General features: G+C 67.8%; 15 protein-coding genes and 2 tRNA genes. 6 read left to right on the top strand and 11 right to left on the bottom strand.

The features are described 5' to 3' along the window. The 3 genes from C4T42_RS02545 to C4T42_RS02535 form a co-directional block, all read left to right on the top strand. The coding region (locus C4T42_RS02545; RefSeq protein ID WP_146073983.1) for a cupin domain-containing protein at nt 1-258 on the top strand (258 nt) is incomplete at its 5' end. Nucleotides 259-383: 125 nt separating this feature from the next. After that, entirely contained in the window at nt 384-1,397 is a 1,014-nt protein-coding gene (locus C4T42_RS02540; protein WP_103984684.1) for an SDR family oxidoreductase, read from the top strand. Continuing rightward, nucleotides 1,398-2,321 carry an alpha/beta hydrolase gene (locus tag C4T42_RS02535; protein WP_020090754.1) on the top strand — a complete coding sequence of 308 codons (924 nt, stop codon included), beginning with the start codon at nt 1,398-1,400 and terminating at the stop codon, nt 2,319-2,321. It abuts the gene before it with no gap. A 36-nt stretch (nt 2,322-2,357) separates the two neighbouring features. Here C4T42_RS02535 and C4T42_RS02530 read toward each other — a convergent pair whose 3' ends face one another. Then, entirely contained in the window at nt 2,358-3,320 is a 963-nt protein-coding gene (locus tag C4T42_RS02530; protein WP_020090755.1) for a phytanoyl-CoA dioxygenase family protein, read from the bottom strand. A gap of 364 nt (nt 3,321-3,684) precedes the next feature. On the opposite strand from C4T42_RS02530, the gene C4T42_RS02525 reads away from it, so the two are divergent. Together C4T42_RS02525 and C4T42_RS02520 are read left to right on the top strand one after the other, a co-directional pair. Continuing rightward, on the top strand, nt 3,685-4,002 hold the full coding sequence (locus C4T42_RS02525; RefSeq protein ID WP_170855074.1) for a hypothetical protein: 318 nt from the start codon (nt 3,685-3,687) through the stop codon (nt 4,000-4,002). 670 nt (nt 4,003-4,672) lie between these two features. Continuing rightward, nucleotides 4,673-5,413 carry a class I SAM-dependent methyltransferase gene (locus tag C4T42_RS02520; RefSeq protein WP_081636425.1) on the top strand — a complete coding sequence of 247 codons (741 nt, stop codon included), beginning with the start codon at nt 4,673-4,675 and terminating at the stop codon, nt 5,411-5,413. Nucleotides 5,414-5,719: 306 nt separating this feature from the next. Here the strand turns inward: C4T42_RS02520 and C4T42_RS31430 are convergent, their stop codons facing one another. The 10 genes from C4T42_RS31430 to C4T42_RS02475 all read right to left on the bottom strand — a co-directional run bounded on the left by C4T42_RS31430 (nt 5,720) and on the right by C4T42_RS02475 (nt 14,531). Beyond that, nucleotides 5,720-5,965: a hypothetical protein gene (locus tag C4T42_RS31430; protein ID WP_128083348.1), complete on the bottom strand. Its 246-nt coding sequence runs from the start codon at nt 5,963-5,965 to the stop codon at nt 5,720-5,722. A gap of 148 nt (nt 5,966-6,113) precedes the next feature. Beyond that, on the bottom strand, nt 6,114-6,374 hold the full coding sequence (locus tag C4T42_RS31425; RefSeq protein WP_146073982.1) for a hypothetical protein: 261 nt from the start codon (nt 6,372-6,374) through the stop codon (nt 6,114-6,116). Between the two features lie 125 nt (nt 6,375-6,499). Continuing rightward, nucleotides 6,500-6,721 (bottom strand): hypothetical protein, encoded by a 222-nt coding sequence (locus C4T42_RS02510; protein ID WP_020090759.1) that lies wholly within the window; start codon nt 6,719-6,721, stop codon nt 6,500-6,502. A gap of 340 nt (nt 6,722-7,061) precedes the next feature. Next, nucleotides 7,062-7,137, bottom strand: a tRNA-Val gene (locus tag C4T42_RS02505). A 61-nt stretch (nt 7,138-7,198) separates the two neighbouring features. Further along, nucleotides 7,199-7,918 carry an aspartate/glutamate racemase family protein gene (locus C4T42_RS02500; protein WP_020090760.1) on the bottom strand — a complete coding sequence of 240 codons (720 nt, stop codon included), beginning with the start codon at nt 7,916-7,918 and terminating at the stop codon, nt 7,199-7,201. Between the two features lie 83 nt (nt 7,919-8,001). Continuing rightward, on the bottom strand, nt 8,002-10,428 hold the full coding sequence (gene lon / locus C4T42_RS02495) for an endopeptidase La (protein WP_020090761.1): 2,427 nt from the start codon (nt 10,426-10,428) through the stop codon (nt 8,002-8,004). Nucleotides 10,429-10,672: 244 nt separating this feature from the next. Continuing rightward, nucleotides 10,673-11,944: an ATP-dependent Clp protease ATP-binding subunit ClpX gene (gene clpX / locus C4T42_RS02490; protein WP_020090762.1), complete on the bottom strand. Its 1,272-nt coding sequence runs from the start codon at nt 11,942-11,944 to the stop codon at nt 10,673-10,675. 184 nt (nt 11,945-12,128) lie between these two features. Beyond that, complete coding sequence (locus C4T42_RS02485; protein ID WP_012322036.1) at nt 12,129-12,755, bottom strand: ATP-dependent Clp protease proteolytic subunit; 627 nt, start codon at nt 12,753-12,755, stop codon at nt 12,129-12,131. 126 nt (nt 12,756-12,881) lie between these two features. Next, nucleotides 12,882-14,315 carry a trigger factor gene (gene tig, locus C4T42_RS02480; protein WP_042672154.1) on the bottom strand — a complete coding sequence of 478 codons (1,434 nt, stop codon included), beginning with the start codon at nt 14,313-14,315 and terminating at the stop codon, nt 12,882-12,884. 131 nt (nt 14,316-14,446) lie between these two features. Further along, nucleotides 14,447-14,531: transfer RNA gene (locus tag C4T42_RS02475), tRNA-Leu, on the bottom strand. Between the two features lie 148 nt (nt 14,532-14,679). On the opposite strand from C4T42_RS02475, the gene C4T42_RS02470 reads away from it, so the two are divergent. After that, nucleotides 14,680-16,182, top strand: a complete 1,503-nt coding sequence (locus tag C4T42_RS02470; RefSeq protein ID WP_020090764.1) for a multicopper oxidase family protein — start codon at nt 14,680-14,682, stop codon at nt 16,180-16,182. Nucleotides 16,183-16,197 lie beyond the last annotated feature (15 nt).

Here is a 16,197-nt window from a genome sequence, read left to right as displayed (position 1 = left end):
GTGCCGGGCGGGCGGCTGTCGCTGCAGAAGCACTACCACCGGGCGGAGCACTGGGTGGTGGTGCGCGGCACCGCCGAGGTCACGATCGACGAGCGGGTGGTGCTGGTCCACGAGAACGAGGCGGTCTACCTGCCGATCGGCTCGATGCACCGGCTGGCCAACCCGGGCAAGATCCCGCTGGAGCTGATCGAGGTCCAGGTCGGCTCCTACACCGGCGAGGACGACATCATCCGCGTCGAGGATATCTACGGGCGCTGAGCGCCCGGCCGGGCAGCCTGCGACCCGATCACCCGCAGGCGCGCCCGGAACATGCGGCCACCCCGATCGATAGCCTAGCGTGTGGCCGCTCCCGTGCGGCCGCGCCGCAGCGCTGGGGATACCGCATGAAGCACAAGCCGCTCCGCGAGCAGGTCATCGTGATCACCGGCGCCTCGTCGGGCATCGGTCTCGCAACGGCCCGGATGGCGGCCGAGCGCGGCGCCCGGGTGGTGCTGGCGGCGCGCAGCGGCGACGCCCTGGCGCGCATCCGCGCCGAGATCGAGGGCGTCGGCGGCAAGGCGATCGACGTCGTCGCCGATGTCGGCCGGCGGGCCGACGTGCAGGCGGTCGCCGACCGGGCCGAGGCGACCTTCGGCGGCTTCGACACCTGGGTGAACGTGGCCGGCGGCTCGATCTACGGCCGGCTGCGCGAGATCAGCGACGCCGACCACGAGCGCCTGATCCAGACGAATTTCTGGGGGACCGTCTACGGCTCCCTCGTGGCGACCGAGCACCTGCGCCAACACGGCGGCGCCCTCATCAACGTCGGCAGCATCGCCTCCGACCTCGCCTTCCCGTTCCAGGGCATGTACGCGGCCTCGAAACACGCCGTGAAGGGCTTCACCGACGCCCTGCGCATGGAGCTGATGGACGAGAACGCACCGATCTCGGTGACGCTGATCAAGCCCGCCTCGATCGACACCCCCCTGCCCCAGCGGGCGCGCAACTACATGGACCGCGAGCCGAGCCTGCCGCCGCCGATCTACCCGCCGGAGGAGGTGGCGAACGCCATCCTGCACGCGGCCGTCCACCCGCAGCGCGACATCTTCGTGGGCGGGGCCGGCAAGGCCTTCGTGGCCGGCAAGGAATTCGCGCCCGGCGCCTACGACTATCTCGGCCCGGCCATCATCGCGCTCCAGAAGCGCCGGAGCGCGTCCCGCAACCCGGACGGCGCGCTGCACTCGCCGGTCTCGGCGGGCGAGACGCGGGGCGACCCGCCCGTCCCGGTCATGCGGACCAGCGCCTATACCCGCGCGACCCTGCACCCCCTCGCGGCGGCGGCCGGCCTCCTCGGCGTCGGCGCGGCCACGGCCTTCGCGGTGCTCGGCACCTCGTCCGGGCGCCGGCGGCGCCTGTAAATGGCTGTCGCGACGGAGACCCTGCCCGGCCCCGCCCGACCGGCGCGGGAGGCCGGGACCGGCACCGAGGCCGATCCCCGGATCGTGCCGCGCCGGATCGTGTCCCTGGCCGACGACCGGACGATCGCCTACGCGGAGACCGGCGCCGGGTCGGACCTCGTGGCGATCCACGGCACGCTGATGTGCCTGGAGGACGTCTGGCTCGGGCCCGTGCCGGCTCTGGCCGAGCATTTCCGCGTGGTCGCCGTCGACCGCCCGGGCCACGGCTTCAGCCGCCGGCCGCGCGGCGGCGGCGCCGACATCTGGGATCAGGCGGCGTCCATCCGGGAGGCGGTGCGGCGCCTCGGCCTGGAGCGCCCGGTCATCCTGGGCCACTCGTTCGGGGGCGCCGTCGCCCTCGCCTACGGCATGCTCCATCCGAACGAGGTGGCCGGCATCGTCGCCCTGGCGCCGATCTGCTTCCCCGAGCCGCGGCTGGAGCAGGTGCTGTTCGGGCCGCGGGCGCTGCCCTTCGGCGGCGACGCGCTGTCGGCGTTCCTGGGCGCCAGCAGCGACCGGGCGCTGCTCCCGCTCCTGTGGAACGCGATGTTCTTCCCCGAGGCGATGCCGGCGCGCTTCGCGCGGGACTTCCCCTTCGCCCTCGCGGGTCGCCCGGCGCAGATCACCGCCGAGGGCGAGGATGCGGGCTGGCTCTGGCCGGGGCTCGCGCGTAGCGTCCTCGGCTACCGGTCCCTGCGCCGGCCCACCCGTATCCTGGGCGGCAGCGCCGACCTGGTGGTGAACACCGAGTTGCACGGCCGGCGCGCGGCCGGCCTGATCCCCGGGGCGCGATTCGAGTCCCTTCCGGGGGCCGGCCACATGCTGCACCACCTGCAGACCGACGCGGTCGTGCGCGCGGCCCTGGCGGTGCGGTCGGAGGCCTGACGGACCCGGTCACGAGCCCCGCGGGCGGGGCCTCCCTCAGCGGATGAGCGCCTTGATCTGCTGTTTGGCGCCCGCCTTCAACCGGGCCAGCCCGCCGCGGGCCTGCCGCTCGCGCTCCTGCCGCAGCGTGCGCTTCTCGGCGTTCCAGGGATGCTCGTGGCGGAGCGTGTGCTCCGGCGCGCGGACCCCGAAGCCGAGGGCGTAGGCGCGCCGCGGTCCGGCGCTGAGATTCGGCCCGGCGCAGTGCAGGGTCCGGCAATCGTGGAAGGTGGCGCCGCCCGCCGGGAGCGGACACGGGACCGCGCGCTCCACCGGAACGCCGAGGGCCTCGAGCCCGTGGATCCGCGGGTCGCCGCCGATGCTGCGATGGGGGAGGAGCGGCTCACGGTGGCTGCCCGGGACGTAGAGCATGCAGCCGTTCTCCGGCGAGACGTCCTGCAGGGGCATCCAGACCGTGATCGCCCGGTAATTCGTGTAGGCGGCGTAGAACGCCTCGTCCTGGTGCCACGCGGTGGCGGCGCCGATCTTCGGCGGCTTGCGGATCGCGTGCTCGAAGACGAGGGCCGCGCGGTTCCCCAGGAGCTGGCGCGACATGGCCTGGGCGTTGGCCCGGAACAGGATGTCCCGGAGGAGCGGCTCGAAGCGGGACGGGTTGAGTAGCTGGGGCGAGCGCGCCTCGCTGGCGCCGCGGTCGACGTCGACGAGGTCGAACAGGCTCCCGTCCTTCCAGCCGCGCGCCTCCTCGAACAGACGGTCATAGGCGCCGCGCAGGGTGTCGAGCTCCTCGGCGGTAGTGATCGCCGGGACGGTGACGAACCCGTTGCGCCGGAACGCGGCGATCTCGTCGTCGGTCAGGATCCGCGTCGGGACGCGCGCCTGCGCGCGATTACCCACGATCCAGCGGACGAGCCGCGACCGTGCCTCGGCCGCGCGGGCGGAGAGGCCGTTCCCGGCATCGGCGACGCCGAGCCCCAGGCGATCCGGAATCGTGACTGGCATCGCACTCTCCGCTTCGAAGTGATTCCGCGAAGATGCCCACGTCTATTCCGAGGCTTACAGTACCGATTCTTAGGTATGACTGAGCGTCACGGCCTCAGGCATTTGCCTTCAGCTTCATCATGAACCACCTCCGGTTGAGATTTCCGGTTGCAGCTCTTTCCGGGGCCGGACGCGGCTGCCGGTCGCCAGCGGCGCTCCCGCTGACCGGCGATGCCGGCGCGGAAGCGCCGCGCCAATGCATCGGATTGATCGCATTTCCGGAACCATTTTCTTTCATGGCCGATATTTAATGCATCTGCGGGGGGTATTGATGAGTTCTGTGAAAGATCGGGGCGATCAATACGGACCGATTTCCCGGAGAGTGATGATGAATATCTTAACGAAAGCTGCCGCGGCCGTAGCCCTGGCGGCGCTGCCGGTCTCGGCCGCGCAGGCGATGCCGGTCGTGGCCGATCCGGGCCTCGCGGCGCCGATCACGCTCGTGGCGGGGGGATGTGGGCCGGGCGCCTGGCGCGGCCCCTGGGGCCACTGCCGCAGCACGCCCTATGTCGGTCCGCTGCCCGGCGGCTGGTATCAGGTGCGAGCGGGGAACGGCTGCCCGCCCGGCTACTGGCGCGGACCGTGGGGCCATTGCCGCAACACGCCGTATCACGGACGGCTGCCGAACGGCGGCTACCGGTAGCCGCCCGCCCTCACCGTCGACGGAGGCGGGCGCCGGAGCGCCGGCGGGCGGTGAGGGACTCGAACTCCTGACCCTCTCCGTGGAAGGATTGGCATTCCCAGGCCGTAGAGCGACGGCACAGGAAAAAAAACGTAGCGGGCCATCTGGAGGCCCGTCGGGCCTTCGTTTCCGGAAAATGTCCGGAGACCTGTTCCGGGCCGGTTCGTCGGATGCTCCCTGTGTTCTACAGCGCACCCATGTCGGCCCGTAATTGGTCACGCGGTCGTCGCACCCGGCTTGTCGCTCGACTGCTTCGGCCTTGTCGCCATCGTCTCTATCGCCGCACCGGGTACAGACGCTGTCGAGCGCGGAACAGCACCTGACGCCGCCGGCCACATTGCGCCCGCCGGCGCGCCGTATATCGCACCCGACCTCCCGGCACGTCGCGATCGCCGCAGTCCGTTCCAACTGCGCGACCCCGGCGCGGATCTCGGCCAGCTTGTCGGCAAGCTCTCGTATAGACCTATGGACGATTGAAAAACCCTATTGGCGGACCTCTGACTTCTTGACTGTTGTTTGTTTATTTGTCACTCATGAATGCTGATTTTTCCATATTTTTGAGCATCAAAATCTGCTGACGGATCGGCCCTAAGCCGATTCCGAAAATGCCTATAACAACGCAGGCGACAGAATGGAGCTTCCGAACATGACACATACTCGAGAGGCCGTCGCCGGACTCAGCAAACAGAATGTTTCTTCTCTGAGGTATAACAGCAGAAACAATAATCGATACGAAAGCACGGGATTATTGATTTCGTTTATGAAAAAAAACAAAAAGCTATTAGATGTTGGATGCGGAACAGGGACGATCACATCCACACTGAGAGACGCTCTCTCTCTTGATGTAGTTGGCGTTGAGCCTCATCCCGAGAGAGCCGAGCAAGCGCGCACAGAAGGATTAAATGTCATCACTGGTGTTTATGATCAAACTTTCGCACAGAGAAACGAGAAATTTGACTACATCTTATTTGCAGACGTTTTAGAGCATCTTGTAGACCCAGCAGAAATGTTGAGAGAAGTAAAAAATTCGCTGGCGCCAGATGGTCGCGTGCTGGCCTCTATTCCAAATGTTGCGCATTGGACCGTAAGAGCGCAATTATTATTCGGAAATTTTAACTACAAGCCGACCGGGATAATGGATGCCACACATCTCCGATGGTTCACGCGCAGGAGTGTACGTCGTTTGTTCGAGGCGGCGGGATATGAAGTTGAAGATATTCGCGGTGCCGCGGGTGGCTGGATGGGCGTATACCGCTACACGCCCTTTCGCTTTCTCCCTCAAGATCAGAAGAGTTTTGTGCTCGGCCAGCTCTGCAGGATCGCGCCCGCCCTTTTTTCAGTTCAACATGTGATAAAAGCGCGGCCAAAGTAATATTTAAGCCGTAATCAAGATTGTTATTCTGCACTTATGTGCATGATTCTGTGTCGCTTTTCGATGGAGTTCCTGTCTGCCTTCCGCCCGACCACCCCGAGACACGGTCTCCACAACGCCGCGCAGATGCTCCGGGAGGTGGTGGCCATAAACCTGCTCCACGTCCTGCTCGTTGGTGCCGAGTGCTCGAGCAACCTTGCCGAACGGCACGCCCGCCCTCATGCCCCCCGTCGCGAAGGTGTGGCGCAGTGCGCGCGGCAGTTCAGCCAGGTCGAGTTGGCGCCCGACAATGCCTGATTGAACTCATCAATAATAGTGACGGCGAATGATCAGCGCGATGAGGGCAGCAACGGCTCCCAAGGACGCCCCGATTGGCGTGAAAAGCAAAACGACCATATAGCCGGCCGTGCCTTCTCGCTGAGTTACCTTCATGATGTCAACATACCAAGCACCGACGAGAAAACCCAGTATTCCACCCACCACTGCCCCGCAAATAGCGGCACCTAGATACACAAAAATCGAAAATAAAATCTGATTGAACGCCATCGACACGTGAGCCCGCCCTCGAATCAGGGCGAAACATCCGTAGATCCTCCTGCTTTTGCAACAGGCCCACTCTGTAATTGTGTCCTAGTACTGATATTCGCCCTCGTCAGATTTATCGGTGCCTCCACAGGCGCGCCGCCTCGTAGCGGGGCAGCTAGCGTCCCGTTCGCTTCAACGTCCCTTGGAACTCACACGAGGCGCCGTGCCACATCGTGCAGCCCTGTTCTTCCAGGACGACGGACCGGAAATCCGAAGCGTAGCGGGCGGTGATCCGGCAGGTTTGCCCACCGTTGGTTTTGCTGAAGACGACCGTGTCGGGTCCGGTCGGCCGCCCTTTCATCGTCACCTCACCGCCGCAGCCCTTGGTTCCCGTTGAGAACTGGGCCGTGAAGCCGGCTGCGCCCGCGGCCTTCACCTCGACGCCCTGCTCGTAGCCGTCCTCCTAGTGCTCGAAGGTGCCCACCGCCCTGGCTCCGGGGCCCGCAGCGTGCGCGACCGTGGAGACGAGCAAAGGGAGGAGGATCGCGAGCCGGCGGAGCATTACCGCACCTTATCAGATCGAGGAGAGCGATAGCCCTGGGCGGCCCGCACGATGATCGCCACGACGCTGACGGCCAGCAGCAGGATCAACGCCTCGTAAGCCCACGGCCCGAGCCACGATGCGACCGCGCCCGGCATGTGACGCACGAGCGTACGCACGATGCCCGCGGCGAGCGCGATCAGCGTGACGAGGCCGAGGGCGAATTGGAGCCAGCGGGGCATGCGGCTTAGGTTAGCACGCCCCGCCAAGCCGGTCAGCGGGCAGCCTGCCGCTCGAACTAATCCCGCATGTCTTCTGGACGGAGACCTTTTCCAGCGCCTTCATCTCGCCCTTGAGGCGCACCAGCTCGGTTCGGCTCGGCGTGTCCTAGGCGCAGCAGCGCAAGCGCGACGGCCAGAAGATGACCGAGGCGCTCGAGCCGTCGACCGCGGCTTCACCAGTCCTCTCCTGTGGGCCGCGGCCTAGCCGGAACACGGTGCCGTAAGGCGCCGTCAGAACGGTTGTTGAGGCCGGAATTTGCCGGCCTCACATCAGCAAACAATGGAAAACGAGAAACAATCTTGGTGGGCGGTGAGGGACTCGAACCCCCGACCCTCTCCGTGTAAAGGAGACGCTCTACCAACTGAGCTAACCGCCCGACTGGCGACCGTTACGGCATGGTCCCGGTCCGGTGCAAGGGTCCGCACCCCGGATCCTTATCAGGGGTCGATGAGCCGCGTCGCCAGCGCGGGTGTCAGGCCGATGCTCTCGACAGGGTCAGGCCTCGACGGGGCCTGCCCGAATGCGCCCGCGGCCAGAACCGCGCGGGTCCCCGCCTCGACCGAGCAGATCACCGGAACGGGAACCTGGGGAGCGATCCGCGCGGCGAGCCCGGCCAGACCGGCACCGCCCAGGATGACCGACTCGGCGCCGGCCCCCGCGCAGGCGCGGCAGGCTTGGGCGAGGATCTCCAGGGCCGCGTCCGGGTCACGGGCGATGGTGCCGCCGCTCGGAGCCACCGTGCGGAGGGCCGCGAGGGCGTCGGCGAGGTTGAGGGCCGCCACGAACTCCCGCAGCATCGGCTCCCAGGCCGCGCCCCCGGTGACGATCCCGAAGCGACCGGACGCAGCGGCCTCGCGGCAGGCCGCTTCCGCCATGCCGATGACCGGTACCCGCGACAGCTCACGCAGGGCGAGGAGGCCCGGATCACCGAAGCAGGCTAGGTAGACCGCATCGCAGCCGGCGCCGTGCTCCGCGAGAGCGTCGAGGGCCGCGTGGCCGGCGATCGCCGCCGCCGCCCGGCTCGCGATGTAGCGGGCTCCGAACCGGCCGGTGACGGCGCGCAGCTCCGCACGGCCGCCGAGCTGGGTGCGGACATGGCCGGCGACGAGATCGGTGACGTGCGCACTCGTGTTCGGGTTGATCAGCAGGATGCGCATCCGGGCCTCCGCGCTCGCGTTCGCGCATGAAAAAGCCCCCGGGGCTCGGGGCACCGGGGGCTCGTCTCAATCGATCGGGCGGCTCAGTGCGCCACGAAGGCAGCGCCGTCCTCTTCGGTCCGGGCGGGCTTCGCCACCGGGAGCGGCTCCTCCCACTCGATCGCCTCGGGCTGACGGACCAGCGCCTTCTCCAGCACCTGATCCATCCGCGACACAGGCACGATCTCCAGCCCGTTCTTCACGCTGTCGGGCACCTCGGCGATGTCCTTGGCGTTCTCCTCGGGGATCAGCACCGTCTTGATGCCGCCGCGCAGCGCGGCGAGCAGTTTCTCCTTCAGGCCGCCGATCGGCAGGACCCGGCCGCGGAGCGTCACCTCGCCGGTCATCGCGACCTCGCGGCGGACCGGAATCCCGGTCAGCGTCGAGATGATCGCGGTGGCCATGGCGATGCCGGCCGACGGACCGTCCTTCGGGGTCGCCCCCTCCGGAACGTGAACGTGGATGTCGCGCCGGTCGAACAGCGGCGGCTCGATCCCGAAATCGATCGCCCGCGAGCGGACGTAGCTCGCCGCCGCCGAGATCGACTCCTTCATCACGTCCTTCAAGTTGCCGGTGACCGTCATCTTGCCCTTGCCGGGCATCATGACGCCCTCGATCGTCAGCAATTCGCCGCCGACCTCGGTCCAGGCCAGACCCGTCACCACGCCGACCTGATCGTCCGCGTCGATCTCGCCGTAGCGGAACTTCGGCGGGCCGAGGAAGACCGGAAGGGTGTCCGGGGTCACCGCGACCGACTTGGTCTTGGTGATCAGGATCTCCTTCACCGCCTTGCGGATCAGGTTGGACAGCTCGCGCTCCAGGTTGCGGACGCCCGCCTCCCGCGTGTAGCGGCGGACCAGCATCATCAAGCCATCGTCGTCGATCGACCACTCGTGCGTCCCGAGGCCGTGCTTCTTCAGGGCGTTCGGGATCAGGTGCTTGCGCGCGATCTCGACCTTCTCCTCCTCGGTGTATCCGGCGATGCGGATCACCTCCATCCGGTCCATGAGCGGGCCCGGGATGTTGAGGGTGTTGGCCGTGGTCACGAACATCACGTTCGAGAGGTCGTAATCCACCTCCAGGTAGTGGTCATTGAAGGTGCTGTTCTGCTCAGGGTCGAGAACCTCGAGGAGCGCCGCCGACGGATCGCCGCGGAAGTCCATGCCCATCTTGTCGATCTCGTCGAGCAGGATGAGCGGGTTCGAGGTCTTGGCCTTGCGCATCGACTGCACGATCTTGCCGGGCATCGAGCCGATATAGGTCCGGCGGTGACCGCGGATCTCGGCCTCGTCGCGCACGCCGCCGAGCGACATCCGGACGAACTCGCGACCCGTAGCCTTGGCGATGGACTTGCCGAGCGAGGTCTTGCCGACGCCGGGAGGACCGACGAGGCACAGGATCGGGCCGGTGAGCTTGTTCGCGCGCTGCTGCACCGCGAGGTACTCGACGATCCGCTCCTTGACCTTGTCGAGGCCGAAATGATCCTCGTCGAGCAGCGCCTGGGCGCCCAGCAGGTCCTTCTTGATCTTCGAGCGCTTGCTCCACGGGATGCCGAGCATCCAGTCGAGGTAGTTGCGCACGACGGTCGCCTCGGCCGACATCGGCGACATCTGCCGCAGCTTCTTCAGCTCGGCGGTGGCCTTGTCGCGGGCCTCCTTGGAGAGCTTGGTCTTCTCGATCTTCTCTTCCAGTTCGGCCAGCTCGTCGCGGCCATCCTCGGAGTCGCCCAGCTCCTTCTGGATCGCCTTCATCTGCTCGTTCAGGTAGTACTCGCGCTGGGTCTTCTCCATCTGCCGCTTGACGCGGGTCCGGATGCGCTTCTCCACCTGCAGCACGGAGATCTCGCTCTCCATCAGCGACAGCACGCGCTCGAGGCGCTGCGCCACCGTGGGGGTCTCCAGGATGCCCTGCTTGTCGGAGATCTTGACGAGCAGGTGCGAGCCGATCGTGTCGGCGAGCTTGGACGGCTCGTCGATCTGGGTCACGGCGGAGACGACCTCGGGCGAGATCTTCTTGTTCAGCTTGACGTAGTTCTCGAACTCCGAGAGCACGGAGCGCGCGAGCGCCTCGGCCTCGACGCGGTCGCCGAGCTCGTCGTGGAGCGCCTCGGCGGTCGCCTCGTAGAACTCGTCCGAGCGGGTGAAGTCGACGACCTTGGCGCGGCCGACACCCTCGACCAGCACCTTCACGGTGCCGTCGGGCAGCTTCAGCAACTGGAGCACCGAGGCGAGCGTGCCGATCTTGTAGATGGCGTCGGTCGCCGGGTCGTCGTCGCCCGCGTTGATCTGGGTGGCGAGCAGGATGTGGCGGTCGGTGCGGACGGCCTCCTCGAGGGCGCGGATCGACTTCTCGCGGCCCACGAACAGGGGCACGATCATGTGCGGGAAGACGACGATGTCGCGCAGGGGGAGGACGGCGTAGGTGCCCGTCGAACCCGGGACCACCGGCTGGCGCGATTTCGACTGTGACATGTGACTTCCTCTCAGGGACGCCCGGGTTCGGCGCCCCCATGCACGGAGCGCGCCTACAGCCGGGTGCCGACCGGGCCGCGAGGGTCGGATTTCGCTAACTTTGCGGCTGGCGACGCGGACCGGACCTCGAAGGAGCGTGCGGCCACCGCGCTGAGCCTGAGGTGGCTGCGAGGAAGCGCGTTTTCAAGGCGATCCCCGCAGCGCCCGGCCTGGGCCGGGCGCCTGATGCAACCCTGCCGAGTGCCTACGCGCTGACGCTCGCGGGCGTGTCCTTGTTGCGGTCGCCGTGGATGTAGAGGGGGCGCGACTTGCCCTCCACCACCTCCGGACCGATGACCACCTGCTCCACGGACTCGAGGCCCGGCAAGTCGTACATCGTGTCGAGCAGGATCGTCTCCAGGATGGAGCGCAGGCCGCGGGCGCCGGTCTTGCGCTCGATCGCCTTGCGAGCGACGAGCGACAGCGCCTCGTCCTGGAACGTCAGGTCGACGTTCTCCATCTCGAACAGCCGCTGGTACTGCTTGACCAGGGCGTTCTTCGGCTCCTGCAGGATCTTCTTCAGCGCGGCCTCGTCGAGGTCCTCCAGGGTCGCCAGGACCGGCAGACGGCCGACGAACTCGGGGATGAGGCCGAACTTCAGCAGGTCCTCCGGCTCGACCGAGCGGAAGATCTCGCCGGTGCGGCGGTCGTCCGGGGCCTGCACGGTCGCGCCGAAGCCGATCGAGGTGCCCTTGCCGCGCTGGGAGATGATCCGCTCCAGCCCCGCGAAGGCGCCGCCGCAGATGAACAGGATGTTGGTGGTGTCGACCTGCAGGAATTCCTGCTGCGGGTGCTTCCTTCCGCCCTGGGGCGGGACGGAGGCGACCGTGCCCTCCATGATCTTCAGGAGCGCCTGCTGCACGCCCTCGCCCGACACGTCGCGGGTGATCGACGGGTTGTCGGACTTCCGGGAGATCTTGTCGATCTCGTCGATGTAGACGATGCCGCGCTGGGCCCGCTCGACGTTGTAGTCCGAGGCCTGGAGCAGCTTGAGGATGATGTTCTCGACGTCCTCACCGACGTAGCCGGCCTCGGTCAGCGTCGTGGCGTCCGCCATGGTGAACGGCACGTCGAGGATCCGGGCCAGCGTCTGCGCGAGCAGGGTCTTGCCCGAGCCGGTCGGCCCGATCAGCATGATGTTGGACTTGGCCAGCTCGACGTCGTTGTGCTTCGTCGCGTGGGCGAGCCGCTTGTAGTGGTTGTGCACCGCGACCGAGAGGACCTTCTTGGCGAAGTCCTGGCCGATGACGTAGTCGTCGAGGACGCGGCGGATCTCCTTGGGCGTCGGCACGCCGTCGCGGCTCTTCACCAGCGAGGATTTCGACTCCTCGCGGATGATGTCCATGCACAGCTCGACGCACTCGTCGCAGATGAACACCGTGGGGCCGGCGATCAGCTTGCGGACCTCGTGCTGGCTCTTGCCGCAGAACGAGCAATACAGCGTGCTCTTCGAGTCGTTGCCGCCAGTCTTGCTCATATCGGTCTCCGATTCCTCGCGTCCGCCGCCGGCAAGGGGCGGACGCGCATCGCATGAATGTAGGGGGCCCGTTTAAAGAAACAGTGTGCTGCGCGCCTTTGACCGAAGGGCCCGAACCTCGATGCAAACACGCTGCCGCGGCGGGATCAAGGCCGCGCCGCGGCGGTCAGGCGACGCGGGCCGGTCAGGCGGCCGCCGGCTCGGGACGCTTCTCGATCACCTCGTCGATGAGCCCGAACTCCTTGGCCGCGTCGGCGGTCATGAAGTTGTCGCGCTCCAGCGCCGTGTGGATCGTGTCGTAGTCGCGGCCGGTGTGCTTCACGTAGATCTCGTTCAGGCGCCGCTTCAGCGCCTCGATCTCGCGGGCGTGGATCAGGATGTCGGTCGCCTGACCCTGGAAGCCGCCGGACGGCTGGTGGACCATGATCCGGGCGTTCGGCAGGGCGAAGCGGTGGCCCGGCTCGCCGGCGGTGAGCAGCAGGGAGCCCATCGAGGCGGCCTGGCCGACGCAGAGGGTCGTCACCGGGCAGCGGATGAACTGCATCGTGTCGTAGATCGACAGGCCCGAGGTAACCACGCCGCCGGGGGAGTTGATGTAGAAGGAGATTTCCTTCTTCGGGTTCTCCGCCTCGAGGAAGAGCAGCTGCGCCACGATCAGCGACGCGCCGTAATCCTCCACGGGGCCGGTGAGGAAGATGATGCGCTCGCGGAGCAGGCGGGAGTAGATGTCGAAGGCGCGCTCGCCGCGGCTCGACTGCTCGACGACCATCGGCACGAGCGCGTTGTTGTAGACGTCGATCGGATCTCTCATCTCATCCTGCCCCGGAGTGAGGCCCGGGGCTGCCGCGAATCAGGGCAGCCCCGGGCATGTCAGCGAACACCGGCGATGCTTAACCATCGCCTAACCCTTGCCCGCCGTCCTGGGACAGAGCGGGACTCAGTCGGCCTTGGCTTCGGTCTTGGCGTCGGTCTTGGACTCGCCCTTGGCCTCGGCCTTGTCTGCCGGCTTGCCGCCGGTCGTGTCGTCGTCATCTTCGTCCGCGAAAAGCGCCTCTTTCGAGACGGGCTCCTCGACGAGCTTGACCTGCCCGAGGACGTGGTCGACGACCTTCTCCTCGAACAAGGGCGCGCGGAGTTCCGCGAGCGCCTGCGCATTCTTCCGGTAGAAGTCCCAGACCTGCTGCTCCTGGCCCGGGAACTGCCGGACCCGGGCGATGAGGGCCTGGTTCACCTCCTCGTCCGAGACCTTGATATCGGCGCTCTCGCCGACCTGCGCAAGCACGAGACCGAGACGGACGCGCCGTTCCGCGATCTTCCGGTACTCGGCCTGGGCCTTCTCCTCGGTGGTGTCCTCGTCCTCGAAGGTCTTGCCGCGGGTCTTGAGGTCCTGCTCGACCTGGGCCCAGACGGCGGCGAATTCCTGGGCCACCAGCGACGGGGGCAGCTCGAAGGCGTACTTGCCGTCCAGCGCGTCGAGGAGCTCCTTCTTGAGCCGGCGGCGCGAGGCGGCCTCGAAATCCCGGCCGATCGCCTCGGAAACGGCCTCGCGGAGCTTCTCCAGCGACTCCATGCCCATGGACTTGGCGAGCTCGTCGTCGATCTTCGCCTCGCCCGCCGCCTGGATCTTCGTGACGGTCACGTCGAACTCGGCGTCCTTGCCGGCGAGGTGCTCGGCCCCGTACTCGGCCGGGAAGGTGACCTTCACGAGGCGCTTGTCGCCGACCTTGGCGCCGACGAGCTGCTCCTCGAAGCCCGGGATGAACGAGCCGGAGCCGAGCTCCAGGTCGATGCCCTCGCCCTTGCCGCCCTGGAACTCCTCGCCGTCGATGCGGCCGACGAAGTCGATGGTGACGCGGTCGCCGCTCTGGGCCTCGGCGCCCTCCTCGCGCTCGGTGAACGGACGGCTCTGGCCGGCCATGCGCTCCAGGGCCTCGTCGACCTCGGCGTCGGCGGGCTTGGCCACGAGCTTGGTCAGGCTGACGTCGGAGAGGTCGGCGAGCTCGAAGCTCGGCATCACCTCGAGGGCGACCTTGAAGGCGAGGTCGCCCTTGGCGTCGAGCGCCTTCTCGACCTCGGCCTGGTCGGTCGGGAACTCGACCTGCGGCTCCAGGGCGAGCTTGAGGCCGTTATCGGTGACGATCTGGCGGTTCGCCTCGTTGACGGCGTTCTGCACCACCTCGGCCATCACGGAGCGGCCGTAGACCTTGCGCAGGTGCGCGACCGGCACCTTGCCGGGACGGAAGCCCTTGAGCTGCACCTTGTCCTTCATGCCGGACAGCTCGTTGGTCAGGCGCTCCTCGAGTTCCTGGGCGGCCAGCAGAACCTGAAACTCGCGCTTCAGCCCCTGGGCGTTGATCTCGGTCACCTGCATCGTCGTCGTCGCTCTTCAAAGAAACCTGGGTTCGCCGGCCGGGCCGGCGTCGTGCTCGCGCGGACCGGGATGCCGAGATGTCGGGTACGGGGCGGAGGGTCCCGAGGGGACCGCAACCTCAGCAGAGGTCCTGGTGCGGGCGGAGGGGCTCGAACCCCCACGTCTTGCGACACTGGAACCTAAATCCAGCGCGTCTACCAGTTCCGCCACGCCCGCGCGCGCCGACATCCGGCGCATCGCCGGCCGCCGGAAGCGCGCCCTATAGCATGGGCCGGCGGGCCCGCAGCAAAAAACTTGCCCCTGTGGCGCGGGAGCCCGCGCGCCGCTAAGGAGCGGGTCCGTCGCGAGCCGCAGCCGAGATCCCATGCCGCCATCCCGCACCGTGCCGCCGACCGATTCGCGCGCCGGCACGCCGTCGCGACGAACCCTGCTCGCCGCCGCGGCGGCCTTCGGGCTCGCGCCGGAGGCCGCGCGGGCCCAGGCGCCGGCCGCCGCGCCGGGGACATCCGCGCCCGTCCAGCCGCAGCCCGAGCCCGCGCCGGCGGCCCTGCCGGCGGCGCCCGGCAAGGCCCGGTTCAGGCCGGACCCCGCACCCGAGACGGCGGTCTGGTGCTTCGACGGCAAGGCCCTGCCGCCCGTGGTCCGGGTGAAGCTCGGGCAGGCGTTGCGCCTCAAGGTCGAGAACCGGACCGACAAGCCGCTGTCGCTGCACTGGCACGGGGTGCGCAACGTCAACGCCATGGACGGTGTCGGCGGCGTGACCCAGGCGCCGATCCCGCCGGGCAGCGACTTCCTCTACATTTTCACGCCGCCGGATGCCGGCTCCTACCTGATCCGGCCCCTGGTCGTCGGCGGGGCGAGCGAGCCGTCGGGCCGGGGCCTCGCGGGCATGCTGGTCGTCGAGGAGACGAACCCGCCCGCGGTCGACGCCGACGTCAGCGTCGTCCTGCAGGACTGGCGGCTCCAGGACGACGGCACCCTCATGCCGTTCGGGCAGACGGCGCTCGCGGCCGCGCACGGGCGCCTCGGCAATCTCGTGACCGTCAACGGCAAGCCGGTGCCGGGCGCCTTCGAGGCGAGGCCCGGCTCCCGAATCCGCCTGCGTCTCGGCAATGCCTGCAACGCCCGGGCAACGCGCATCAAGTTCGAGGGCGTGAAGGTCTACGTGGCGGCGGTCGACGGCCAGCCCACCGACACGTTCGAGCCCCTGCGGGCGACCCTGCCCTTCCCGCCCGGCACCCGCTACGACCTGCTGGTCGACCTGCCGGAGGAGGAAGGCGCCACCTGCGAGATCCACGCGCTGATCGGCAAGGGCCTGGTCCTGGCGAGCGTCGTCACCAAGGGTGCCCGGATCACCGAGAAGCGGCCCCCGATCGGGCCGATCGGCGAGAACAAGCGCCTGCCGGCCGAGATCAAGCTCCAGAACGCCCTGCGCCGCGACGTGGTGATCACCGGCGGCGCCTTCGTGCCGAAGGGCAAGGACGGAGTGAAGGACGGAGCCAAGGACGGCCCCGCGCCCGATCCGGTCTACACGGGCGACCCGCAGAAGATCTGGTCGGTGAACGGCGCGAGCGGCACCGCCGGCCTCGCGCCGATCTTCTCGGTGAAGCGCGGGCAGGTGGTGGTGCTGGCCCTGCGCAACGAGACCGCCTTCCCGCAGGCCCTGCACCTGCACGGCCACTGCTTCCGCCTGCTTCATCCCCTGGACGACGGCTGGGAGCCCTACTGGCTCGACACGTTCCAGCTCCTGGAGGGGCGGACGGCCCGGATCGGCTTCCTGGCGGACAATCCGGGGCGCTGGCTGATCAGCGCCACGGTGCTGGAACGGTTCGACACCGGCCTCTGGACGATGTTCGAGGTCACCTGAGCGGTCGGCCGCCGT

Origin of the sequence: Methylobacterium sp. 190mf, assembly GCF_900107945.1 — a bacterium.
Lineage (GTDB): Bacteria > Pseudomonadota > Alphaproteobacteria > Rhizobiales > Beijerinckiaceae > Methylobacterium.
Note: the sequence above shows the minus strand (reverse complement) of the source record. Positions and strands in the feature narration are given on the sequence as shown.